At 63.8% G+C, this 22,694-nt stretch carries 20 protein-coding genes and 1 tRNA gene; 9 read left to right on the forward strand and 12 right to left on the reverse strand.

Features of this window, described 5'->3' with window-relative positions:
• Window positions 1-104: 104 nt before the first annotated feature.
• From ahpF to AABE10_RS20145, 3 genes are all read left to right on the forward strand, one after another.
• Window positions 105-1,697 (forward strand): alkyl hydroperoxide reductase subunit F, encoded by a 1,593-nt coding sequence (ahpF, locus tag AABE10_RS20135; RefSeq protein WP_342935013.1) that lies wholly within the window; start codon window positions 105-107, stop codon window positions 1,695-1,697.
• Window positions 1,698-1,889: 192 nt separating this feature from the next.
• A complete protein-coding gene (locus tag AABE10_RS20140; protein ID WP_342935014.1) occupies window positions 1,890-2,102 on the forward strand; it encodes a DUF3079 domain-containing protein in 213 nt (70 codons plus the stop codon).
• A gap of 288 nt (window positions 2,103-2,390) precedes the next feature.
• Window positions 2,391-3,599 carry a branched-chain amino acid ABC transporter substrate-binding protein gene (locus AABE10_RS20145; RefSeq protein WP_428983366.1) on the forward strand — a complete coding sequence of 403 codons (1,209 nt, stop codon included), beginning with the start codon at window positions 2,391-2,393 and terminating at the stop codon, window positions 3,597-3,599.
• Window positions 3,600-3,605: 6 nt separating this feature from the next.
• Here the strand turns inward: AABE10_RS20145 and AABE10_RS20150 are convergent, their stop codons facing one another.
• From AABE10_RS20150 to AABE10_RS20160, 3 genes are all read right to left on the reverse strand, one after another.
• Window positions 3,606-3,968: a hypothetical protein gene (locus AABE10_RS20150; protein ID WP_342935015.1), complete on the reverse strand. Its 363-nt coding sequence runs from the start codon at window positions 3,966-3,968 to the stop codon at window positions 3,606-3,608.
• A gap of 107 nt (window positions 3,969-4,075) precedes the next feature.
• On the reverse strand, window positions 4,076-4,492 hold the full coding sequence (locus tag AABE10_RS20155; RefSeq protein ID WP_428983359.1) for a septal ring lytic transglycosylase RlpA family protein: 417 nt from the start codon (window positions 4,490-4,492) through the stop codon (window positions 4,076-4,078).
• Between the two features lie 294 nt (window positions 4,493-4,786).
• A complete protein-coding gene (locus AABE10_RS20160; protein WP_342935016.1) occupies window positions 4,787-5,350 on the reverse strand; it encodes an OmpA family protein in 564 nt (187 codons plus the stop codon).
• A gap of 426 nt (window positions 5,351-5,776) precedes the next feature.
• Here AABE10_RS20160 and cyoA point away from each other — a divergent pair, with 426 nt between their 5' ends.
• Genes cyoA through cyoD form a run of 4 tightly spaced genes read left to right on the forward strand, consistent with a single transcriptional unit; the run spans window position 5,777 to window position 9,648 of the window.
• Window positions 5,777-6,676 (forward strand): ubiquinol oxidase subunit II, encoded by a 900-nt coding sequence (gene cyoA / locus AABE10_RS20165; RefSeq protein WP_342935017.1) that lies wholly within the window; start codon window positions 5,777-5,779, stop codon window positions 6,674-6,676.
• A 3-nt stretch (window positions 6,677-6,679) separates the two neighbouring features.
• Window positions 6,680-8,692, forward strand: a complete 2,013-nt coding sequence (gene cyoB, locus AABE10_RS20170; protein WP_342935018.1) for a cytochrome o ubiquinol oxidase subunit I — start codon at window positions 6,680-6,682, stop codon at window positions 8,690-8,692.
• Complete coding sequence (gene cyoC / locus AABE10_RS20175; protein WP_342935019.1) at window positions 8,692-9,306, forward strand: cytochrome o ubiquinol oxidase subunit III; 615 nt, start codon at window positions 8,692-8,694, stop codon at window positions 9,304-9,306. Before cyoB ends, cyoC begins: the two co-directional genes overlap by 1 nt.
• Window positions 9,307-9,648, forward strand: a complete 342-nt coding sequence (cyoD, locus tag AABE10_RS20180) for a cytochrome o ubiquinol oxidase subunit IV (RefSeq protein ID WP_342935020.1) — start codon at window positions 9,307-9,309, stop codon at window positions 9,646-9,648.
• Between the two features lie 305 nt (window positions 9,649-9,953).
• Here cyoD and AABE10_RS20185 read toward each other — a convergent pair.
• Window positions 9,954-10,030: transfer RNA gene (locus AABE10_RS20185), tRNA-Val, on the reverse strand.
• A 187-nt stretch (window positions 10,031-10,217) separates the two neighbouring features.
• Between AABE10_RS20185 and AABE10_RS20190 the strand changes: the two genes are divergently transcribed.
• Window positions 10,218-11,573 carry a TAXI family TRAP transporter solute-binding subunit gene (locus tag AABE10_RS20190; protein ID WP_342935021.1) on the forward strand — a complete coding sequence of 452 codons (1,356 nt, stop codon included), beginning with the start codon at window positions 10,218-10,220 and terminating at the stop codon, window positions 11,571-11,573.
• A gap of 450 nt (window positions 11,574-12,023) precedes the next feature.
• Here the strand turns inward: AABE10_RS20190 and AABE10_RS20195 are convergent, their stop codons facing one another.
• The 7 genes from AABE10_RS20195 to AABE10_RS20225 all read right to left on the reverse strand — a co-directional run bounded on the left by AABE10_RS20195 (window position 12,024) and on the right by AABE10_RS20225 (window position 19,415).
• Complete coding sequence (locus AABE10_RS20195; RefSeq protein WP_342935022.1) at window positions 12,024-12,335, reverse strand: DUF4148 domain-containing protein; 312 nt, start codon at window positions 12,333-12,335, stop codon at window positions 12,024-12,026.
• Between the two features lie 157 nt (window positions 12,336-12,492).
• Window positions 12,493-13,626, reverse strand: coding sequence for a carotenoid 1,2-hydratase (locus AABE10_RS20200; protein WP_342935023.1), 1,134 nt, complete (start codon window positions 13,624-13,626; stop codon window positions 12,493-12,495).
• On the reverse strand, window positions 13,626-16,229 hold the full coding sequence (locus tag AABE10_RS20205; RefSeq protein ID WP_342935024.1) for an FtsX-like permease family protein: 2,604 nt from the start codon (window positions 16,227-16,229) through the stop codon (window positions 13,626-13,628). Before AABE10_RS20205 ends, AABE10_RS20200 begins: the two co-directional genes overlap by 1 nt.
• Window positions 16,222-16,938, reverse strand: a complete 717-nt coding sequence (locus AABE10_RS20210; RefSeq protein ID WP_342935025.1) for an ABC transporter ATP-binding protein — start codon at window positions 16,936-16,938, stop codon at window positions 16,222-16,224. The genes AABE10_RS20205 and AABE10_RS20210 overlap by 8 nt, the downstream gene beginning before the upstream one ends.
• 166 nt (window positions 16,939-17,104) lie before the next feature.
• On the reverse strand, window positions 17,105-17,491 hold the full coding sequence (locus AABE10_RS20215) for a DUF2917 domain-containing protein (RefSeq protein WP_342935026.1): 387 nt from the start codon (window positions 17,489-17,491) through the stop codon (window positions 17,105-17,107).
• A 263-nt stretch (window positions 17,492-17,754) separates the two neighbouring features.
• Window positions 17,755-19,032 carry an APC family permease gene (locus AABE10_RS20220; RefSeq protein ID WP_342935027.1) on the reverse strand — a complete coding sequence of 426 codons (1,278 nt, stop codon included), beginning with the start codon at window positions 19,030-19,032 and terminating at the stop codon, window positions 17,755-17,757.
• A complete protein-coding gene (locus AABE10_RS20225) occupies window positions 19,029-19,415 on the reverse strand; it encodes a putative quinol monooxygenase (RefSeq protein WP_342935028.1) in 387 nt (128 codons plus the stop codon). The genes AABE10_RS20220 and AABE10_RS20225 overlap by 4 nt, the downstream gene beginning before the upstream one ends.
• Before the next feature lie 92 nt (window positions 19,416-19,507).
• Between AABE10_RS20225 and AABE10_RS20230 the strand changes: the two genes are divergently transcribed.
• Complete coding sequence (locus AABE10_RS20230; protein WP_342935029.1) at window positions 19,508-20,479, forward strand: YafY family protein; 972 nt, start codon at window positions 19,508-19,510, stop codon at window positions 20,477-20,479.
• A 145-nt stretch (window positions 20,480-20,624) separates the two neighbouring features.
• On the opposite strand, the gene AABE10_RS20235 is transcribed toward AABE10_RS20230, so the two are convergent.
• The gene (locus AABE10_RS20235) at window positions 20,625-22,577 is read right to left on the reverse strand and encodes a sigma-54-dependent Fis family transcriptional regulator (RefSeq protein ID WP_342935030.1); all 1,953 of its coding nucleotides are present in this window, start codon (window positions 22,575-22,577) and stop codon (window positions 20,625-20,627) included.
• Window positions 22,578-22,694: the final 117 nt, after the last annotated feature.

The following is a 22,694-nucleotide window of genomic DNA, read 5'->3' on the forward strand; positions in this document are numbered from 1 at the left end:
AGGTCACGCCTTGCGAACTGCTTTACTGCCGCGCGTCCGCTTCGTCGAAAAAGCGCGCAGCACACTCAAACACCTGTTCCATCTCGCCACGGACCCGAAAAACCATGCTCGACGCGAATCTGAAGACCCAACTCAAAGCCTACCTCGAGAAAGTCAGCCGTCCCATCGAGATCGTCGCTTCGGTCGACGACAGCGCGAAGTCGCAGGAACTGCTCGCGCTGCTGAACGACATCGCAACGCTGTCGGCGCGCGTGAACGTGATCGAGCGGCGCGGCGACGACGCGCGCAAGCCGTCGTTTTCGATCGGCGAGCCGGGTAAGGCCGCTGGCATCCGCTTCGCCGGCATTCCGATGGGCCATGAGTTCACGTCGCTCGTGCTCGCGCTGCTGCAAACGGGCGGCCATCCGATCAAGCTCGACGATGCCGTGATTCAGCAGATCCGCGAGCTCGACGGCGACTATGCGTTCGAGACGTATTTTTCGCTGTCGTGCCAGAACTGTCCGGAAGTCGTGCAGGCGCTCAACATCATGGCGCTGATCAACCCGCGCATCCGCCACACGGCGATCGACGGCGCGCTGTTCCAGAACGAAGTCGAGTCCCGTCAGATCATGGCCGTGCCGACGATGTTCCTGAACGGCGAAGTGTTCGGCCAGGGCCGCAGCGGCGTGAAGGAAATTCTCGCGAAGCTCGACACCAACGCCGGCGCGCGCACGGCGAAGGAACTGGAGAAGAAGCCGGTGTTCGACGTGCTGATCGTCGGTGGCGGTCCTGCGGGTGCGGCGGCTGCGATCTATTCGGCGCGCAAGGGCATCAAGACGGGTGTGGTGGCAGAACGCTTCGGCGGCCAGGTGCTCGATACGCTCGCGATCGAAAACTTCGTCTCGGTGCAGGAAACGGAAGGACCGAAGTTCGCCACCGCGCTCGAACAGCACGTGAAGAGCTATGACGTCGACGTCATGGACGTGCAGCGCGCCGAAGCGCTGATCCCTGGCCGCATCAACGAAGTGCGTCTTGCGAGCGGCGCCGTGCTGAAGGCGAAGACGATCGTGCTGGCGACGGGCGCGCGCTGGCGCGAGATCAACGTGCCGGGCGAGCGCGAGTATCGCAATCACGGTGTCGCGTATTGTCCGCACTGCGACGGCCCGCTCTTCAAGGGCAAGCGCGTCGCGGTGATCGGCGGCGGCAACTCGGGCGTCGAAGCGGCGATCGATCTGGCGGGCATCGTGAGCCAGGTGACGCTGATCGAATTCGGCGCAACGCTGCGCGCGGACGAAGTGCTGCAACGCAAGCTGCGCAGCCTCGCGAACGTGACGGTCGTCACGCAGGCGCAAACGACGCAGATCACGGGCGACGGCAAGAAGGTCAACGGCTTGACCTACACGGACCGCGCGTCGGGCGAATCAAAGCAAGTCGAGCTCGAAGGCGTGTTCGTGCAGATCGGTCTCGTGCCGAACACCGAATGGCTGAAAGGCACGCTCGAACTGTCGAAGCAAGGCGAGATCGTCGTCGATGCGAAGGGCGCCACTTCGGTGCCGGGCATATTTGCCGCAGGCGACGTGACGACGGTGCCGTTCAAGCAGATCGTGATCGCCGTGGGCGAAGGCGCGAAGGCATCGCTGGCGGCGTTCGATCACCTGATCCGTACGAGCGTCGACGATGCGGAAGACGCGCAGGCGGCGGAACTGGCCGAGGCTTGATCGACGGTCCCCGAATCGATGCAGGTGGACGGGCTAGCTTCGGCTAGCCCGTTTTTGTTTGCGCGTGCCCGACGCGCCAACGCGCTCGTTGGAAAGACTGGCGTCGACAGCTGCGAAATCATGTCGCACGGTCGTTGCGGGGGTGGACACTATCATCATTGATGTTCCCGACCTGCACACATCGAGTCGACCATGGCCAAGAAATTTCCACTGCATCCGATGCATCCTGAACGGATCTGCTGGGGATGCGATCATTACTGCCCCAACGATTCGATGCAGTGCGGCAATGGGTCCGGCAGAACACAACACCCGATCGAACTGCTCGGCGACGACTGGTACACAGTGGGCGACTGGGGAATCGATGTTCCTGAAAAGGCGAACGAATCGCATAGCGTGCCGCAGTAGATTCTTGGTCGTCGAAGCGGTTGCAAAACCGATCTCCTCCTGCATGAGCCAGCGCGCTCAGTACCCAAGCGGAGCAACCTCACGCTTCGTGAATGCACGCCATCACCTATTCGTCTTTTCCCTTGAGCGCCGTTGACATAAAGGCGCTTCGCCATTCGATCGATTGACCAATCTTGACAGTAACAGCCAATCCTCTGTGCTACCGTTTTTGATTATCTGTTCGGAATGCGAATCGAACAGTGCATACATCAAGATTGCAATTTCACCGGAAATTCATGGAGGAGAAAGCTGTTGAAGAATCTCGCAAAACTGACGTTGATCGGCCTCTCGCTGACCACTTTGACGCTGACAGGCTGCGGCAAGAAAGAGCCGCAGTCTCAGGCTGCCGCTCAAGGCGCCGGAACCGGAGCGGCTGACGAAGATGTGGTGAAGATCGGCCATGTCGGGCCGCTGACAGGCGGCAGCAGTCATCTCGGCAAGGACAACGAGAACGGCGCGCGTCTTGCCGTGGAAGAGATCAACCAGACGGGGCTCGTGATCGGCGGGCGCAAGGTACGTCTGGAACTCGACGGCGAGGACGACGCAGCCGATCCGAAGACGGGAACGCAGATCGCGCAGAAGTTCGTCGACGAGCATGTCGTCGCGGTGATCGGCCACCTGAACTCCGGCGTCTCGATTCCCGCCTCGCGCATCTACAACGATGCGAATATCGTCGAGATTTCACCGTCGTCGACCAACCCGGACTATACGAAACAGGGCTACAAGAGCGCGTATCGCGTGGTCGCGACGGATGCGCAACAGGGGCCCGCGCTCGGCGACTATGCGCTCAAGGCGCTGAATGCGAAGTCGATAGCCATCGTCGACGATGCGACGGCGTACGGCAAGGGTCTCGCCGACGAGTTTGCGAAAGCGGCGCAGGCGGGCGGCGGCCGCATCGTCGCGCGCGAGGCCACGACCGACAAGGCCACCGATTTCCGCGCCATTCTCACCACGATCAAAAGCGCTCATCCCGACGTCATCATGTTCGGCGGCATGGATTCGACCGTCGGCCCGTTCATCCGCCAGGCGGCCGCGCTTGGCTTGACCGCCAAGGTGCTGAGCGGCGATGGCGCGTGCACGGAGAAAGTGGCGGAACTCGCGGGCGACGCGGTGAACAATCTCGTTTGTTCCGAAGCGAGTCTCGCTGTGTCGCGCATGCCGAAGGGCGCTGAGTTCGAAAAGCGCTTCGAGGCGCGCTTCAATGGGCCGATTCTCTTCAATGCGCCGTTCGCCTACGACGCCGTGTACGTTGTCGCAGACGCGATGAAGCGTGCCAATACGACGGATGCCGCGAAAGTGCTGAACGCGATCCCTGCCACCGACTACAACGGCGTCATCGGCCACATCGCATTCGATGCGCATGGTGACATGAAGGAAGGCGCGATTACGCTGTATCACTATCAGAATCGGAAGAAGACACTTCTCGATGTCGTGAAGTTCGGCGGCGCGTCGGCCTGAGTCGGCTCAAGAAGATCGGTGCAACGGGCGCGGCTTCTGTCTGGCACGAGCCGCGCTGTCCGTTGCCGGCCTTTGGCTCGCGCCGGCCGCTTCCGTGCCGATTCCGGATGGATTGACGCCACCCAGCATCAGTTGTTCGGTGGACCAGCGATAGTACATTTCCGGGCGACGACGCGCGCCCGTTTTGTGGCCCGCTCGGCGTTTGTGCCGCGCCGTGCGCGCAGGCATCGGTTTCGGCGCATAAACCTGGGTGGCGTGCTTCGCTGATACGCCAGTGAGACTTTCCAACGGCAGCACGACGATCGTCGACTCGGGACGGGATTGAACCGCTGACACGTCGGCGGCATACAGTGCGAGCACGCATGCCATCAGCGCGAGCCGGCGGACTAGCGTGACGAGGTGGACGCGTGCGCGCCATTCGTGACGCCTTTCGATATGCCGCCTCGCGCGAGCGTGGTCGCAAGACTTCTGGCAGATCAAGATTCCGATCCGTCGGCAGACGTCAATTTGTCTCCTGTCTTCCCGATCCTTTCGATCTGCACGCGCCGCGATCGCGCGTGTGTCAGTCCTAGTGCCTTCGCCGCGGCGTAAGAGAGATCGATGACGCGGCCATTCACGAACGGACCGCGATCGTTGATGCGCACGACGACCGACTTTTCCGTTGCCAGCAGGGTGACGCGCACGTACGAACCGAACGGTAGCGTGCGATGAGCGGCCGTCATCGACAGATGGTCGTAGCGTTCTCCGTTTGCGGTGCGGCGTCCGTGAAACTTCGATGCATACCACGACGCATCGCCCGATTGCAGCGCACCGGCCGTAGATTTGAACGCGATGTCCATGGGCGGCGCGAGCGGCTCGCTTGCTGAAATATCGACGGAAGCGGCGGTAGACATGCGCTGCGCCGAATCGGAGACGGTTACGCTCGCATTGGATGAAGGGTGCTCAGATGGGTCTTGCGCGCAAGCGGCACACATACCCGATATAAATAGCATTCCGAAGTAGCGGATAAACGGCACGATCAACCCTGAATCGTCACGAGGAACGGAATCTAACGGTCTCGAAAAGTTCGCGTTGACGAAGTGCCGGCGTCGCGCTGAATTCTTGACAGATGTTTACCGTCATCGCGACGGGAACGAATGAGTGATGGAGAGCAGGCGTCAGGAAACGCCTGCCGGAACCGCTGTCGGTCACTTGCCCATCACGGCTTCGAGCGATTCGCCCGTCACGACGATCTCCGTGCGCCGATTGCGTGCGCGGCCTTCGGGCGTGTCGTTGTCCGAGACGGGACGGTCGAACGCGTAGCCCTTCAATGAAACGCGCGAAGCGCCTATGCCGCGGCGCTCAAGTTCATCCGCAACCGTCTTTGCGCGCGCTTCCGACAATTGCTGGTTGTATTCGCGCGTGCCGACGTTATCCGTATGGCCTTCGACGATCATCGGCTTTTTCGTGCGGTTCAGCACGATGACGACGCGTGCGATGGCGGGTTCGGAATCGCGGCGCAAGCTCGACTCGTTGAAGTTGAACAGGACTTTCTCGGGCAGACGCACCTGCACGCCGTCCTTGACCTGCGTCACTTCGATGCCGGCTTTCCGGTTGAGCGCTTCTTCATTTTGACGATCGAGTCCCGAGCAGGCGGCCAGCAGCGAAGGGACAAGGCGCAGGTGACGAGAGGCAACAGTTTTCTCATGATCGTGGTGTCTTTGCGGAGGTTGGGAACGGACAGGCGCTTTTGCGAGCGACAGTCGGGTCATCGCGCGACCACTGCGATGCGAAGGCAAGCGCTTCGAACCTCGATTCTTTATCCGAAAAGACAAAATTGTGATCAGTTATCCATAGTTTTTTCGAAATTTGACAAGAAGGTGTCGCATGCATGAGCCGGATTGCAAACAAGCGTGAAGCTTGCGACTAACGAGGCGATCACGAGACTGAGACGAGTCAAGAAATATCTCTACGTCGCTGAGCAAACGGCCCGCCGCGACGGGAGAAGGCGCGCGCGGCGCATCGGCCGTGTGGCATCAGGTCGCACGCCTAACACCACATTCCCGGTCGTGTCCTTGATGGAGATCACGATTTAAAAAACGGCGCGTCTCTAGAATCGCCGAGCACATAAGACCTTGTGCACTTTGCCTTGCAAACCCCACACGTGCATAGCGTGGTTCAACGATCATTGGGCAAATATGTTAGCCAAAAGAACCTTCAGAGGTTGCCTCATACCGGTCAGCATCGGTCTGACTGCGTTTCTCACGGGATGTCAACTTGAAGTGCTTGACCCGAAAGGCAGCGTCGGGGTCGCCGAAAAGTCGCTGATAGCGACGGCGACCTGGACGATGCTGATCGTCGTCATTCCCGTCATTCTGTTGACGTTATTGTTCGCGTGGCGCTATCGGGCGTCGAACCGGAACGCGGCCTACGCGCCGAAGTGGTCGCATTCCACGGCGATCGAAGTGGTCGTGTGGACGATACCCGCGCTGATCATTCTGTTCCTCGGCATCCTCACGTGGAGAACCACGCACGAGCTCGATCCGTACAAGCCGCTCGAATCGAACGTCAAGCCGATCGACGTCGAAGTGGTCGCGCTCGACTGGAAGTGGCTCTTCATCTATCCCGACCTCGGCATTGCGTCGGTGAACCAGCTGGCGATGCCCGTCGGCACGCCCGTCAACTTCCACATCACGTCCGACTCGGTGATGAACTCGTTCTTCATCCCGCAACTCGGCACGCAGGTGTACGCGATGGCGGGCATGCAGACGCGCGTGCATCTGATCGCGGACGCGCCGGGTGACTACGCGGGCGTGTCGGCGAATTTCAGCGGCAAGGGCTTCTCGGACATGAAGTTCCGCACGCTCGCCGTGAGCCAGGCCGATTTCAACGGTTGGGTGCAGAAGGTCAAGGCGTCGCCGGACCGGCTCGACATGGACCACTACGGCGTCGTCGCGAAGCCGAGCGAGAAGGAGCCGGTGCGCTATTTCTCGTCGGTGGACCCGAAGCTGTTCCACAACGTCATTGCGAAATACAACAGTGGCCATGTCGTCGATTTCCGTGACGCCAACTGCGGCACGAACGCTTCGAAGGAGTAACGCATGTTCGGCAATCTGACTTTAGAGGCGATTCCGTTCGATCAGCCGATCATCATGGGCGCGGGCGCGCTCATGGGGTTGATCGTTCTGGCCGTTGCCGTGTTTCTGACGCGCGCGCACAAGTGGCGCTGGCTGTGGACCGAATGGCTCACGAGCGTCGATCACAAGAGAATCGGCGTGATGTACATCGTCGTGGCCGTGCTGATGCTGCTGCGCGGCTTCGCTGACGCCGTGATGATGCGTCTGCAGCTTGCGCTCGCGAGCGGCGGCGCGGCGGGCTATCTGCCGCCGCATCACTACGACCAGATCTTCACCGCGCACGGCGTCATCATGATCTTCTTCATGGCGATGGCGTTGATGGTGGGCCTGTTCAACATCGTCGTGCCGTTGCAGATCGGCGCGCGCGACGTCGCGTTCCCGTTCCTGAACTCGCTGAGCTTCTGGATGACGGCGATCAGCGCGATCCTGATGAACATTTCGCTCGTGATCGGCGAGTTCGCGCAGGTCGGCTGGCTCGCGTATCCGCCGCTCTCGGAATTGCAGTTCAGTCCGGGCGCGGGCGTCGACTATTACATCTGGGCGCTGGAACTGTCCGGTGTCGGCACGCTGATCACGGCGATCAACTTCTTCGTGACGATCGTCAAGATGCGCGCGCCCGGCATGACGCTGATGAAGATGCCGGTGTTCACATGGACGGCGCTGTGCTCGAACGTGCTGATCATGGCGACGTTCCCGATCCTGACGGTTGCGCTGGCGCTGCTTGGCCTCGACCGCTACATGGACATGCACTTCTTCACGAACGAAGCCGGCGGCAACGCAATGCTGTATCTGAACCTGATCTGGGCCTGGGGACACCCGGAGGTCTACATCCTGGTTCTGCCCGCGTTCGGCATCTATTCGGAAGTGATCTCGACGTTCGCGAAGAAGCCGCTGTTCGGCTACAAGACGATGGTATACGCGTCGTGCGCGATCATGGTGCTGGCGTTCCTCGTGTGGGCGCACCACTTCTTCACGATGGGCTCGGGCGCTGACGTCAACGCGTTCTTCGGCATCGCGACGATGATCATCGCCATTCCGACGGGCGTGAAGATCTTCAACTGGCTGTTCACGATGTATCGCGGTCGCCTTCAGTTCACGGCACCCGTGCTGTGGACGATCGGCTTCATGGTGACGTTCACGATCGGCGGCATGACGGGCGTGATGCTGGCGATTCCGGGCGCGGACTTCGTGCTGCACAACAGCCTGTTCCTCGTCGCGCACTTCCACAACACGATTATCGGCGGCGTGGTGTTCGGTTATCTGGCCGGCTTCAGCTACTGGTTCCCGAAGGTATTCGGTTTCAAGCTGAACGACCGGCTCGGCAAGTGCGCGTTCTGGTGCTGGTTCGTCGGTTTCTTCGTGGCCTTCATGCCGCTTTACGTGCTCGGCTTCATGGGCGCGACGCGCCGTCTGAACCACTACGACAATCCCGCATGGCAGCCGTACATGATCGTCGCGGCATGCGGCGTCGCGCTGATTGCCACGGGCGTCGTGTTCCAGGTCACGCAGGTGGTGGTCAGCATCATCAACCGCAACAAGCCGGAATATCGCGACGTCACTGGCGATCCGTGGGGTGCGCGCACGCTCGAATGGTCGATCTCGTCGCCGCCGCCCGTCTATAACTTCGCGACGATTCCCGTCGTCGAGGAACTGGATGCGTTCGCGCACATGAAGGAAACGGGCCGGGGCCTCGGCGTGCAGGCGGACTATCAGGACATCCATATGCCGTCCAACACGGGCGCTGGCTTCTTCATCGGCATGTTCAGCCTCGCGCTCGGTTTTGCCGCCGTGTGGCATATCTGGTGGCTCGCAATCGTGTCGCTGGTGGCGATCGCGGCGACCGTGATCGGCCGCAGCTTCAGCCGCGACGAGGGCTACTACATTCCGGCCGACGTGGTGCGGTCAATCGAAAACAAAGGCCGCGCGCCGCTTCCGAAGCATGCTGAAGCGCCGCTGGCACTCGCGGAGGTCGAGTGATGCTGCAAAAAGTCTCTGCCGCAACCTTGAACGAAGTCGACGGCCACGGCCATCACGGCGAATCGCATTCGGTGTTCGGCTTCTGGCTGTACCTGATGACCGACTGCGTGCTGTTCGCGTCGCTGTTTGCGGTGTTCGCCGTCATGGCGCACCAGTTCAACGCCGGGCCGACGGGCAAGGATCTGTTCGACCTTCCCGGCGTCGCTCTCGAAACGGCTGCGCTGCTGTTGAGCAGCATCACCTACGGCTTCGCGATGGTCGCTGCTCGCCGCGACAAACCGCGTGCCGTGCTGATGTGGCTCGCCGTCACGTTCGTGCTCGGCCTCGTGTTCCTGAAGCTGGAACTGACCGAGTTCTCGCATCTGATCGCGGAAGGCGCCGGTCCGTCGCGCAGCGCGTTCCTGTCGTCGTTCTTCGCGCTGGTCGGCACGCATGGCCTGCACGTCGCGACGGGGCTGATCTGGATGGCCGTGCTCGCCATTCAGGTGGCGCGCGCGCCGCAACTGACGCAGCGCGAGATCACGCGTTTGACGTGCCTGAGCCTCTTCTGGCACTTCCTCGACGTCGTGTGGATCGGCGTGTTTACCTTTGTCTATCTCGGGAGCGTGGTCTAAATGGCTCACTCGAATTCACACGCGCTTCATGCGGAAGCGGGCCACGGCGGTATCGGCAGCTATGTGATCGGTTTCGTTCTGGCCGTGGCGTTGACGGCTGCCGCGTTCGGCGTCGTGATGCAAGGCTGGTTGCCTGCCAGTTCGGCGCCGCTCGCGCTGGCCGCGCTTGCCGTCGTGCAGATCGTCGTGCATCTGGTGTTTTTCCTGCACATGAGCGTATCGACGTCGGGGCAGCGCTGGAATACGCTCGCGCTCGCTTACACGGTGCTTGCCGCAATGTTCCTGGTGTTCGGGACGGTGTGGGTGATGAACAACGTCAGCATGAACATGATGTCGCGCTAATGGCGCTGACGATGTATCAGCGCATCGCGTCGTGAGGCGCGATGAAGACGGAACCAAAGCCGAAGGACAGCGATGTTCTTCGGCTTTTTCGTTGGCCCGGGCCGATGTGTGCCGCTATCGCGCGTCACGCAAGCGAAGCGGAAGCGACTGCGCCGTAATGCCGTATCAGGCTACGCAAGTCGACGTGCGAGTCGTGAAAATGAAAGCGGGCAGGGCGCGCAAAACGGAAAGCTCACACAGAGCCAGAACGAAAAAAAGCGGCAAGCATCCGATGCTTGCCGCTTCCTTGTACTTCATATATTCGTTGGTAGGCTCGATTGGACTCGAACCAACGACCCCCACCATGTCAAGGTGGTGCTCTAACCAGCTGAGCTACGAGCCTAGCGAAGGCGCGAATTATAGAGACACGCTTTCGATCGCGCAAGCCCTCGGCATAATTTTGTGCCGAGGGCCGTGTTCGCGCGGGTAAAGCGCCGATGAACGCGGCGCAGTCCGAATACCGGGTGCTCCCCAGAACGGCGCGAGACGGCTACGATTGACGATGACGCACATCGGAGGCGAGCCGGTTCATGAAAGGATTTCGTCCGCATTTTCGGCACTTCATTCGCGACCACACGCATACCGTATGGCGCGATCTGGCATGGACGTCGTTGCCATTCGTGCTGCTGTTCGCGGTAGCCGTGTGGCTCGTCGTGTGGCTCGTCGATCCGGCGCCGCCGCGCACGATCACGATCAGCGCCGGCCCGCACGACAGCTCGTTCATGCAGATCGCGCAGGAGTATCGAAAGATCCTCGCGCGCAACGGCGTGACGCTCAATGTGCTGGCATCGGACGGCTCGGTGCAGAACCTCAACCGGTTGCTCGACCCGAAACAGAAGGTGGACATCGCGCTCGTGCAGGGCGGCGTGTCTGGCGGACGGGATACGACGTCGCTGATGTCGCTCGGAAGCGTCACGTATGTGCCGATCATCGTGTTCTATCGGGGCCGGGGTTTGACGCAACTGTCGGATCTGGAGGGCAAGCGCATCGCGATCGGCCGCGAGGGCAGCGGGACGCGGATGCTGTCGCTGAATCTGCTCGAAGCGAACGGCGTCTATGCGGGTGGCGATACGACGCTGCTGCCGCTCGACGGGCTCGATGCCGCGAAGGCGCTCGTCTCGAATCAGGTCGACGCCGCGCTGCTGAGCGGCGACTCGGCCACGCGCGTGCTGATGTTGCGGCTACTCGGCATCCCCGGCATCTCGGTGATGGACTTCGGCGAGGCGAATGCCTACACGCGGATCTTCCCCTATCTCGACGAACTCGACTTGCCGCCCGGCGTGCTCGATCTGCGCCGGCGGATTCCGCCCGAGACCGTGCATCTGATCAGCCCGACCGTCGAGCTCGTCGCGCGCGACAACCTTCATCCGGCGATCTCCGATCTGCTGATCGAAGCGGCGCAGGAAGTGCACGGGATGGCGGGCCTGTTGCAGAAGGCGGGGCAGTTTCCGAATCCGACGGTGCGTGAGTTCCGCATCAGCGAGGACGCGACGCGCTACTACAAGTCGGGCAAGAGCTTCCTGTACCGGACGCTGCCGTTTTGGCTCGCGACCGTGGTCGACCGCCTGCTGGTGCTGCTGCTGCCGATCGCCGTGCTGCTGTTCCCCGCGTTGCGGCTGATTCCGGCGCTGTTCACCTGGCGCGTGCGCTCGCGCATCTATCGCTACTACGGCTCGCTGATCGCGATCGAGCGCGAGGCGATGCGCGACTCGTCCGCCGAGGAGCGCAGCAAGCTGCTGATGGAGCTGGATCAGATCGACGCTTCGTTGAACACGTTGCGGCTGCCGCTCGCCTACGCTGACGGCTTCTACGTGCTGCGCGAGCATGTGCGGTTCGTGCGGCAGCGGTTGGAGGGCGTTCCGGAGCGGGTGCGCGCGCATCAATAGCGGCGGGTGCCGAGTGCTTGCTCCGACGTGAAAAGTCGTGGCGCGTCAAGCAGATGCGTGCGGAGTCCGGGTGTTGTCCACAGGGTTGTCAACGAAATCTGTGGGTAAGTGAGAGGCGGACAAAAGACTTGCTGATCCGCTTCGAATGAGCCTGTAGTGCAGACGCGCATCCCGGAGGAGTTCGGTTGACCGAGCCAGATGCAACGGAATCCGAAGTACATCCGATGCGACCTTGCGCAACCTGATCCCACTGCACCATTCGCTTTTCTCGCGCAAAAAACCTGTCCCGATGCGATCTCGACAGGCTTTTTTGCGCATCGGGCGCGGGTCCGTTCACGAACTCAAACGTTCACGCAACGCGACGCGATGCATAACGACGACTCAATAGGCACGGCCGACGCGGCGCAGCGCAACCGCCCATCGTTTCGTCCATTCAAGCCGTGCGACGACTTACGGACGGCCGTACATCGCGTTCCAGTCCGCAGCCGGAACACCGGGGCGACCCGATTGCGACACGCCGTTCGCGATGCCGCCGTAACCGCTGGCCGCGCCGTTTTGCGCGTTCACGCGCGCCTGTGCGGCGAGCAGTTCATCCGGGTAGTGCGCTTCCGAACCCGAGCCCGGACGATAGCCGGCCTTCTCCAGTTGAACCAGTTCCGCGCGGACCTGGGCGCGGGTGACAGGCTGGTTCGCCTGAGCGAACGACATGGCGGGAACAGCGAGAACAACGGCGACGGCAACAGCCTTGGCCAGCGACTTCATGACAACCTCCAACCTTGCTATGACTTTGCGAACAGCCCTGTTCGCAATCAGTGTGGAAGGAAGTTTATGTAAGAGGACGCTTAAGATTAAGGCCGTCTGGTGAAAGTGATTCTTCCAAAAATCAGGGTTAACACCTACCAGCCCGCTGCAATATGGTTCAGCGCTGTTCCAGCTTCAACTTGTTCCCGTAGCCGGTCAGTTCCAGATAGCCGCGCCCGGCCGGCTGACCATCACGACTAACGGTGACGGCGCCTTCCCAATACAGCGCGCCCGTCGATTCACGCGAATCGAGCTCCTGATCGTCGAGCAGCGGCGTCAGTTGCCAACGCGTGTTACCTGTCCGTACGACGGTCGCGACGGGATACAGCGTATTCGTGCGCGGCGAGCGCCACTGGCGGACGGGCGTGAAATCGACGGCGCCGGGACCGTATTGCGTGATGCGTCCGTCGGCGGTACGCAGCGCGGCATGCGCCCAGACCGCGTGTCCGTCGACGCCGCGCACCTTGAACGCCATCAGCGCAGCGCCGTCCGACAGATTCGCGCCGAGCCAGTCCCAGCCCGCTGCGTCGGCGGCGAGCAGCGCGCTCGACCATTCGTGATCGAGCCACGCGTTGCCCGTCACGGGCGTGGACGTCGATGCCGACGCCCCGTTGGCGCCACTGGCGGCGGGGCGAGTGACGCTGCCCGCCACTCGCAGTTGCGGCTCGCTGTAGTAGTAGCTCGCCTGCTCCCGCTGCGGCCCTTTGCGCGAGTAGCCGTTTGCGCCCTGAACGAGCGGCGCCTGCGTCGGCGTGAACGTGAGATGCAGCGCGAAGCCGGCGGCGTCGGCCGTGACGTCGTAGTGACCGTCCGGCGCGCGCACCATGCGCCACGTATCGAGCCGCACGTCGGTGTTATCCGGCTTCGCATACGCAAGGCCGAAACCTTGCCGCGCGATCTTCTGATCATGCACGAGGCGGCCGAGCGATGGGTCGCTGAGCGCGGCATGCGCGATGATCAGCTGCGTCGGCGCGAAGGCGCTCGGATCGCTTGCGGGATGGCCCGTCGCCGAGCGGAAAAACGTGATCTGAAAGCCGAGCGGCTGATGGTCGGGTGTCTCGAGCCAGCCCGTCGCGTACCACCATTCGGTGCGAAACGCGGGATGCGCGCCCGTGTCCTGCGGCAACACGACGGGCCTGTCGGGTGTCACCTTCGCGAACGGGGAATCGGCGGGCGGTTCGCCCGCAAGCGCAGCCGACGACGCGCACAACGCGCAAGCGAACACAAACGACAGAAGACGCACGCCACGCATCACCAGTCCTCCCTGACGGCGCGCACGGCATCGACTGACACGGCTCGCCGGCCCGCCGCCACCGCCGTCGTACACGACGACGCGAGCATCACGACGGCCAGCGCCGACAGCAACGTCCACGGCACATGCAGCGACATGCTCCAGTGAAACGACTGCGGATTGACGACGAACACGAGTATCAGACTGATCGCGAAACCGAGCGCGCAGCCCATCGCGATGCCGAGCGCCGTGAGCAATCCGCCTTCCGTCGCGAGCAGCGCGAGAATCTGTCCGCGCGTTACGCCGACGTGGCGCAGCATGCCGAACTCACGCGAGCGCGAGAGCGTCTGTGCGGAAAAGGTCGCCGCGACGCCGAACAGCCCGATCACGATGGCGACGGCTTCCAGCAGATACGTGACGGCGAAGCTGCGATCGAAGATCGTCAACGTGCGCGCGCGGATCTCGCCGGGCTGTGCGAAGTCGAGCGCGCTTGCGAACGGCAGCGCGCGCAACGCGGCGATCGCTTGCGCGGCGCTTACGCCGTCAGCGAGCGTGAGGGCGGCGTCGGTGGCGCTGGTGTCGCCCGTCAGCCGCCGATAGTCGGCGAGACGGATTTCGAGTGCACCCGTTTGCCGCACGTAATCACGCCAGATGCCCGCGACGACGAACACCGGGCCATGCATGCCAGGTGCGCTTGATGTTCCGAATGTGCCGATCGGAAGCGTCAGCCGTTGACCTACGTGATAGCCATACAGATCGACCATCGCTTCCGACGCCCAGACGGGGGTTTCCCCCTCTCTCAACGCGGACGGCGGAAGTATGTCGCCTGTGATCTGCAGGTTCGCGCCCGGATCGGCGGCGTCGATTTCGCGCGCGAGCAATGCAACGGCGGGCCGCGACGGATCGAGCGTCAATTGCGACGTGCGCGCGAACGCCGCGTGTCGGACGCCGCGCGTCGCGGCGAGCATCGCCTGCTGCTGCGGATTCAATCCGCCCGTATCGCCGTTCGGCGCGACGCGCACGTAGACATCGGCGGAAAGCAGATGCGCGAGCCATTCCTCAACCGACACGCGAAAGCTCGACACCATGATCGCCATCGCGACGATCAGCGTGAAGCTCGACAGCACGCCGCCCATCGCAATCGACGCCTGCCCCGGCGCGTTCGCGAGCCGCGCGAGCGCGAGTGCCGTGACGGGCGCGCGCTGACGCCCATCGCGCGCGCGGCTCAACGCGCGGAACAGCAGCGACGTGACGCGCGGCATCAGAGCAATGCCGCCGATCAGCAGGAACGCGACGGCGAGATAGCCCGCGATGGGCATATCGAAGACGGGCGGCGCTTGCGTCAGTGTCACGCCGAGCGCGAGGCAGCCGAGCGCCGGCCACGGCGTCGAGAGCTTGCCGAGCGCGGCTTCTTCGCCGCCCGCCTTCAGCGCCGGCGCGGGATGCGCGCGCGCCGCTTCGAGCGCGGGCACGAGACTGCCGAGCAGCGCGACGCCGATGCCGAGCGCAAGAAAGATCGCGCTGGCGATGGGCTCGAAACCGACGCTTGGCTGCACGCCCGGAAAATAGCCGCCGCCCAGATCGCTGCCGAAAAAGCGCAGCACGGCATAAGCGAGCGCGAAGCCGAGCGCGATGCCGCCGGTCGCGCCCAACGTACCGAGCAATGCGCCTTCCAGCAGAATCTGCCGCAATAGCTGCGCGCGCGTGATGCCGAGCACACGCAGCATCGCGAATTGCGCGCGCCGGCGCACGACGCCGAGCGCCTGCGTCGAGAACACGAGAAACGCGCCCGTGAAAAGCGCGACGAGCGCGAGCACGTTCATGTTGATCCGGTAGGCGCGCGAGAGCCGGTCGGTGCGGCTTTCGACATCGCGCGTCGCCGTTACCACGAAGCGGCTGCCGAGCCGTTCCTGCAACGCATGCCGGAAACGTTCGCGATCGACGCCGCGCTCCAGTTGCAGATCGACGCGCGACAGCTTGCCGAGCCGCCCGAAGCGCCACTGCGCGGCGGCGATATCCATCACGCCGATGCGCTGCCCGGCCCGCGCGCGGACGATGCCGCCCGCGACGCGCAGGCGCACATTCGATGTGCCGCTGCGCAGCGTCACGGTATCGCCGATGCGCACGCCGAGCCACTGCTGCGCGGCGGGCGAGAGGAAGATTGCGTCGTCGGCGAGCGAGTCGAACGGATGATCGCCGTCCGTCACGCCTATTAGATCGGGCGCGATGCGGCTTGCGCGGAATACGTCGATGCCGAGCACTTTCAGCGGCGCGGTGCGGCTCGGCACTGTCACGTCGAGTTCGAGCACAGGACTCGCGAGCGCGACACCTGCCTGTGTCGCAAGCTGCGGATACGCGCGTTCGTCGAACGTGGGCTGCGCGCCGCGCACTTGCAGGTCCGCTTCGCCTGACAGGCTGCGCGCCGCCGCCGAAAACTCGTTGAACGCGGCACTGTTGATCAGCTGGACCGCGTAGCCGAGCGCGACGCCCAGCGCGATCGTCGCAATCGCAATCAGCGCGCGGCCTTTGTGGCTATGCCATTCGGCGGCGAGCAGCCAGCGCGAGAGCGTGCGCAGACCGTGGATCGTGCGTCGCGTGTTGCCTTCGGATGCAGTGTCACTCATCGGACGGACGCAGCGCGTGTGACGAGCGGACGTGCGTTGCGTGCAGCTTGCCGTCGCTCAAAACGAGGACGCGGTCCGCGAAGGCCGCGGCCGCCTCCGAATGCGTGACCATCATCGTCGCCGCGCCGTTTGCTTTCGTTTCCTCGCGCAAGAGCGCCAGGACTTCGTGCGCGGTGTCGGGGTCGAGATTGCCCGTCGGCTCGTCGGCGAGAATCAGCGTGGGCCGATGCACCAGCGCACGCGCGATCGCGACGCGCTGCAATTCGCCACCCGAAAGCTGGCGCGGCAGGTCGTCGCCGCGTCCTTCGAGTCCGACGGCCGCGAGCATTTCGTTCGCGCGCGCCGGCGCGATGCCGTTGAGCAGCAGCGGCAGCGCGACGTTTTGCGCGAGCGTCAGATGCGGTAGCACATGAAACGCCTGAAACACGAAGCCGAGCTTCTGACGGCGTAGGCGCGTGGCCGCGTCGTCGTCGAGCGTGGAGATGGGCGTGCCGTCGATCAGCACGTCGCCGCTATCCGCGCGGTCGAGGCCCGCGATCAGATTCAGCAATGTCGACTTGCCGACGCCCGAGTCGCCCATGATCGCGACGAACTCGCTTGCGCCGAGCGCGAAGTCGAGGCGATCGAGCACGACGCGCTTCACGTCGTATGCCTTGCTCAGTGCGCGGCATTCGAGCGCGGGCAGGACGGCGCTGTCGGCAGGCTGCATGAAACTCCTTGCTTGCGGGGCGGCGGCTTTGACTTCGGCTTTGGATGTGGCCTTTTTAGCATGCCGCTGCGATCCGCGCATGCTGTTAGCCGCGCGGGGCACGCAAGCAACCGACGAGCGCGGCCGACGAGCGCGGCCGACGACACCGCCCCGCAACGCAAGACGCTCATCGCGACCTTGGCGCAAAGATATCGGCGCCCAGCGAAGAGCAACGCTCGATCAATCGCGCCAGCATGCCGCGCGATGTCACGAGATGGGTGGTCAGCGAAAGGCGTGCAGCCGCATCGCCATCCGTGCTGACCCAGACACGCTCGCCGCGCTGCAAGCGGAACGTATCGCCGATCTGCAACCAGTGGTCATACGGCGACGCCGCGCGCGTCAGCCACACGCGCGCCCCTTGCACCAAAAGTTCGGTGTTCGCCTCGACGCGCCATGACATCGTTGCGCCGGGTTGTACTTCGAAGTGGACGACGACTCTCGGTAATCGCTCTTCCTGCAAGCGTGAAAAGCAGCGCGAATCGTCATCGGTGAACTGCTGGCAAACCTTGTCCATCACGCACTCCGTCAAATGAGCCGGAGGACGGAAGGCGCCGCTAAAACAAAAGGCCCCTTCCGTTTACCGGCGGGGCCTTGGGATCGTTCAACTGATTGCTGCTGCGGAAATCTAACGCACGCACGCTCCCATAGGCCCGCCGCGATGGCGTTCCATTGGGTTATTAATAATCGCGTAGGCGATGGTGGTGAGCGTCAGCATGCATTCGAGTTTGTCGTGACGTCGATGCATTGTCAACCGGTTTTCTCGCGCGCGTCGCATCATCATGGAATGGCTCTCGAACTCGAAACGAAAACACGGCGCACGCGCAGGTAGAGCAATGCACAGCCTGTGATGACGAGCGGCCACAACAGATACCAGCCCGTCGCACAACACAGTCCCGCCACCGCAACCAGCGCGACGCGCGCGCAGCGATGCGCCCAGCTGCCGCGCGGCAAGAGCCGCAACGCGGCCGCCGTGCCGAGCGCATACACGGTGACGAACGAGCCTGTCGTGAGCAGCACGAGCGGCTTCGGACCGACACCTGCGGCGACCACAACCGCGAGCGCGAACGTGGCAAGCGCTGCGATCACGAACAGGCTGCGGCGCGGCACATCGCCGGCGCGGCTGCCTTGCGCGAGCCATTCCGGCAGCGCGCCGTCGCGCCCGAGCGCAGCGCCGAGTTTTGCGGCACCCGCGAAATAGGCGTTCATCGTGCCGAGCGTGAGCAGCAGCGCGGCGACTGCGGCGAGTATCTGCACCTTGCCGCCGAGCCCTCGCGCGAGCAGTTCGGCAAGCGGCGCGCTCGATGTGCCCGCGTTCGGCCCGAGCACCATCACGCTCGCCGTCGCGACGCCCATGTACAGCACGCCGACCACGACGACGGCAATGCCCGCCGCCATCGGCAGATCGTGCGCGGGACGGCGAAACTCGGCGGCGAGATGTGTGATGGCCTCCCAGCCCGCGAAGCTCCAGACCAGCAGCGCCGCCGCAGGAAAAACCGCGAGCCAGCCGCGCGGCGCAAATGGATGCAGATTGGTCATTTGCGCATGCGGCGCCGATGCGATCACGGCCGCAAGCAGCAGCGCGACGAGCAACGCGGCGAGCACGAGTTGCAGTCTTCCCGACACCGTAAGCCCGAGCGCGTTGGCGAGCGTCACGGTCAACATCAACGCGGCGGCCGTGCCGATTACCGTCCATTCGCCGCCACCGAACGCAGCCGCCACATACGCGCCGCCGAACATCGCCGCGGCCGGTGCGCCCGCAGGCACCGCAAAGTAAAAGCACCAGCCGACGATGGCCGCGATGCGCGGCCCGAACGCGTTGCGCACGTACGTCGATACGCCGCCCGCGTCCGGATAGCGCGCGCCGAGCGCGGCAAACGTGGCCGCGAGCGGCACCGACAGCACGACGAGCGCGAGCCAGGCAACGAGCGACGCGGGGCCCGCGGCCTCGGCGGCGAGTGCGGGCAGCGCGATCACGCCCGTGCCGAGCACGGCGCCCACATAGAGCGCGGCGCCCTGCATCACGCTCAGACTTCCGGCGCGCGGCGAGCCACTCATGCGTGAACCTCGGCTGGCTCGTTTGCGCCGCGCGATTGCAGCGTTGGCGCGCTGCGACGGTCGTGAAGATCGGCGCGTTCGGCGCGATCCCTGCGCATCGTGCGCCATTCCGTGACTTCACGAGGACGCACGAGCAGATCGGCGAGCGCCTCGTGATACGCACGCCGATACGGCCGGTGAATCTGCTCATCGCCCGCGTCTTCGCGGCTTTCCCATGTCTCGTAGAGCATCAGACGGCAGGGCGAATCGGGGTCGCGATGCAGCACGGCTTCATGAAAATCCGGCTCGTCGCGCATCGCGTCGAGCACGCCGTTCAGCAGCGTCAGAAAGTGTTCGAGCTTGTCGGGCCGCACCTGAAAACGGACCACATACGTCATGCGCATACCACGTATCCTCGTTGAATCACCGGTGATGAATACCTTTATACTCTCCAATAGCTGACAACCGATGTCATGAATTAGGAAGGGTTACAAAATTGGCGACCAGCCGTCTCGTATCGATGCTGTTGATGCTGCAGGTCAAGGGTCGTGTGACCGCGCAGGCGCTTGCCGACGAGTTCGACGTGTCGATCCGCACCGTCTATCGCGACATCGACCAGTTGAGCGCGGCGGGCGTGCCCGTGTATGCGGATCGCGGGCCGGGCGGCGGCTTCGCGCTGCTCGACGGCTATCGCGCGAAGCTGACGGGCATTACGAAGGCCGAAGCCGAAACGCTGTCGATCGCCGGCCTGACGGGCGCGGCATCCGATCTCGGTCTGTCCGGGCAGTTACGTGCCGCGCAGCTCAAGCTCGTCACCGCGTTGCCCGATGCCGCGCCCGACACCTCGCGCATCGGCTCGCGTCTGCATATCGATCCCGTCGGCTGGTATCAGCGGCCATCGCCGACGCCGTGGCTCACGATGCTCGCCGGCGCCGTGTGGGAGCAGAAGCGCATCTCGATGCAGTACCGCACGTGGAGCGGCCGCGACGAAAACGAAGGCGTGCGCGTGCGCGATCCGCTCGGGCTCGTGCTGAAGGGCGGCGAATGGTATCTGGTCGCGCGCGTGCGTACGCAGTTGCGCACCTATCGCGTGTCGAGCATCACGCAGTTGACGGTGCATGACGAAACGTTCGAACGTCCTGACGGTTTCGACTTGCGCGACGAATGGACGTCCACTGTCGCGGCGTTCGAGAAGGGCTTGCTCAAGCACACGGCGCGCTTGCGGTTGTCGCCGGAAGGCATCACGCGTCTGCACCGGCTCGGCGCGGCGGCTGTCGAACAGGCGCAGATCATGCCGCCTTCGGAACAGAACGGCTGGCAGGAAGTGACGCTGCCCGTCGAACAGTTCGGCTATGCGGCCGAGCAATTGCTCGGTTTTGCAGGCCATGTGGAAGTGCTCGATCCGCCGGAATTGCGCGAGCGTTTGCGCAAGCTCGGCGAGCGGATCGCAACGCTCAACGCGGGATGATTGCGCGAACGCGAAGGCACGTCGACGGCACCTCAAGGGCACAATGTACGCGGGCACACGCACACAGGCACACGCACACAGGCACACGCACGCCCCCACTCACACGCCGCCACGCACGCACACAACGCGCAAGCCCAGGCAAGCATCAAACCCGATGCGGCCCGACGATCCCCAGTTTCGCAATCCGCCGATACAGCGTCGCGCGCGACATGCCCAGCGCTTCGGCTGCCGCATTCGGCCGCCAATGATGCCGCGTGAGCGCATCGATAATCCTTGCGCGCTCGTCGTCGATAGACGCGAGCGCGGGGCGTGCCGCTGCTTCATCGGGCGCGAGCAGCGCCGCCACATCCGGCGACACATGCCGCAGTTCGACGCGCGTCGCATCGCACACCGCGCACGCATAGCGCAGCACGTTGCGCAACTGGCGGATATTGCCCGGCCACGCGAAACGCGCGAGGCGCCCCGCGAGGCGCGCATCCAGCGTGAGCACATGTCCCGCGCTTTGCGCTTCCTCGTCGAAGACGGCACGCACGACATCGAGAATATCTGCGCGCTCGCGCAGCGGCGGCATATGCAGCGTTGCGCCGCTCAAACGGTAGTACAGGTCTTCGCGGAATGTGCCTTCGTCGACCATGCGCGCCAGATCGCGGTGCGTCGCGCAGATCACGTCGATATCGACGCGCACGGGCGCGTCGCCGCCTAGCGGCAGCACTTCGCCTTCGGCGAGCACGCGCAGCAGACGTGTCTGCAGATTGAGCGGCATGTCGCCGATTTCATCGAGGAACAGCGTGCCGCCATTCGCCTGCGCGATCTTGCCTCGCGCGCCTCTGCTGCGCGCGCCCGTGAACGCGCCGGGCGCGTAGCCGAACAGTTCGCTCTCGATCAGCGAATCGGGAATTGCGCCGCAATTCACGGCGACGAACGGCTTCGCGCGCCGCGCGCCCGACGCATGCAGCGCCTGCGCGAACACTTCCTTGCCGACGCCCGTTTCGCCGAGAATCAGAACCGGCAGATGCTTGCCGGCGATCCGCAGCGCGACTTCCGCGTTGCGCGCGATGCGCGAATCGCTGCTGTGCAGGAAGCGGCTGATCGCGTCGAGGCTCGTATCCGTGAGCGCATCGGATGATGCGCCGATAGCGGTCGTGGCGGCAGAAGCCACAGGCGCGATACGCGAAGACCGCTTCAACGGCGCGCGAATGCGCGCGTAGAGCAGCGCGCCCGTCGCGCGCAGACGCAGCGGCACGATGGTATCCGTGCGCGCCACGTCGTGCAGATGCACGGCCGACGTATCGAAGATCTCGTCGACATGACGCGGCCCGGCGAGCCCCGCGATGCACTCCTGCGCCTTGCGGTTCGATGCGGCGATGTTGCCGCATTCGTCGAACGCGATCAGCACTTCGGGTTGCGCCTCGACGAAGTTGCGGCTCTGGTGTCCGAAGATCACCCAATGCTGCGCCGTCTGATTGAGGAAGTAGCCGTCTTCGATCAGCGCCGCGCTTTGCCGCACGAGCTGAAACACGAGGCGCTGGCTGTCGCGGTTGTCGGGCGACTGCACGGCCGACGCATCGAGCACGCCGATCAGTTCGCCCGACGGCGAGAAGATCGGCGACGCGCTGCACGTGAGCGTCGTGAAGGCCGCGCGGAAATGATCGGTCTTGTGCACGGTGATGGGCGCGAGATCCGTCAGCACGTTGGCGACGCCGCACGTGCCTTCTTCGCGCTCCGACCAGCACGAGCCGATATAGAGGCCCGCATGCTTGAAATCGCCGCGCCGGTCGCGGTCGATCCGGTACTCGATCGTGACGCCGTGCGCATCGGTCAGCATCACGCAGTAGTCGGCCACGCGGATCATGTCGTGCAGGCGCGTGAGGCACTGGCCCGATGCGCGCAAGAACGCTTCTTCCTTGCCCTGGACTTCGCGCAGCTCGGCGGACGTCAGCACGCGCGGGCCGATCACCGAGCCCGGATCGAGCCGGTATTGCTCATACGAACGCTGCCACGACGAGACGAGGCGCGATGAATTGGCAGGCGCGGGCAGGCGTCCTTCGATCGCGCCGCGCACGCGGTCGATGTGCTGCGTTTGAGAGACATAAGGCATGGTTGGCTCCCGGCGAGCGGCAGGCGCTCTGGACAGTCCCCACGGTTTCTGTCGAATGATGTCGATCGTGCTGACCGGAGTTTCTTGTAGCACATCCCGCCCGCGCGATCACATTGC

Source organism: Paraburkholderia diazotrophica (genome assembly GCF_038900755.1).
GTDB lineage: Bacteria > Pseudomonadota > Gammaproteobacteria > Burkholderiales > Burkholderiaceae > Paraburkholderia > Paraburkholderia diazotrophica_A.